General features: G+C 65.9%; 1 protein-coding gene. It reads right to left on the bottom strand.

The genetic code is table 11. The features are described from left to right. On the bottom strand, nt 1-1,031 hold a 1,031-nt coding region (locus SCNU_RS19860; protein WP_009681205.1), incomplete at its 3' end, for an IS110 family transposase. Nucleotides 1,032-1,355 lie beyond the last annotated feature (324 nt).

A 1,355-nucleotide genomic window follows, 5' to 3' on the forward strand; every position in this document is an offset into this window, starting at 1 on the left:
AGTCGGAAGATGCGGCGGGCTGTGTAGCGTTTGAGGGTGCGGCGGATCGCGCGGGGATGCTTTCCCTGCGCGATCCGCGTGGCGATGAACTCTTGTGTTTGTCGGTCGCATCGACCGTTGGTCAGGACGATCGAATGCAGGGCCCGATTCAACTGGCGATCGCCTCCGGTGTTGAGGCGCCGGTGTTCCCTATTGCCCGAAGACACCTCGATCGGACAGACGCCGCCGAGTGAGGCGAACGCGGCCTCGGACTTGATCCGCCCGTGATAGGCCCACGCGTTCAAGATCACCGCGGCGTTGACCGGGCCCACGCCGGGCATCTGCAACAGGGCCGGTGCGTGAGCGGTAACCAGCTCACGCAGCGATGCCAGATTCTGGGCGAGCTGAGCGTGCAGAACCAGGATCCGCTGAGCCAGCGCAATCACCTCGGCCCGGGCGAACTGCTCGGCCCGCGAATCAGTGGCGCGCTCACGCCACCGGGCGATCTGCTTCACCGTCGACATTCCGGGCTTGCGGCGGGCGTCGACGCCCAGATCATGGGCGCGCAGCACAGCCACCAGAGCATTGAACTGGCGCGTCTTCTCCCGCGCCATCCGATCCCGCGCCGGCACCAACGTCTTCAAACAATCATGCAGGTCACCGGTGCGGGCGTCGGCGAGACCGGCACTGCGGCGCGGCAACATGATGGTCGCGGCTTTGCGGGCATCGATCGCGTCGGTCTTGGATTCCCCGCGGCCGCGTGTGGGTGCGGGCGCATCGACGACTCGATACCCGGCGTCGAGCAGGTGCCGGGTCAGGCGCGTGCCGTAGGAGTTGCTGCCCTCCACGCTCACCAATACCCCAGCGGTACCGGCATCGGTGGTGCGGCGGCCGATCCAGGCGAGGGCCCGGGCCAGGCCGGCCGCCGACGTCGGGAACGTGGCCTCATCAACGACTCTGGCGGTGACGGCCTCGATGATCGAATACGAGTGTGTAGCGGCGTGGGTGTCGACACCGACGACGTAGCGGTAGCAATCTGCAACGATGGGCATGCGGACTTCCTCCTCGTGATGGAACAACAGGCGGTTCGCAGAACCGGTGGTCGTTCCTGAGGAGATCACCGCATGGCGTCACTGTGATGAGTCACCACACCCGCTGGGCGGATACCCGAGGTGTTGGACAAGCTTCTGATCAGGCCAATGCAGTGGGCAGGGCGGCCACCGGTTCCCCGCCACGAACGGACGAGTCTCACTCAAAGGCACCGTCACCAGGCCAGCGAAGCGATGGGTCACGAACATGTCGGCGAACCTGCAGCCCACCCTGCCAGTCGACCCCAGGCCAACCACCCCAAACACTCACAGCGGAGCGAGTCGAAA

Origin of the sequence: Gordonia neofelifaecis NRRL B-59395 (assembly GCF_000192435.1) — a bacterium.
GTDB lineage: Bacteria > Actinomycetota > Actinomycetes > Mycobacteriales > Mycobacteriaceae > Gordonia > Gordonia neofelifaecis.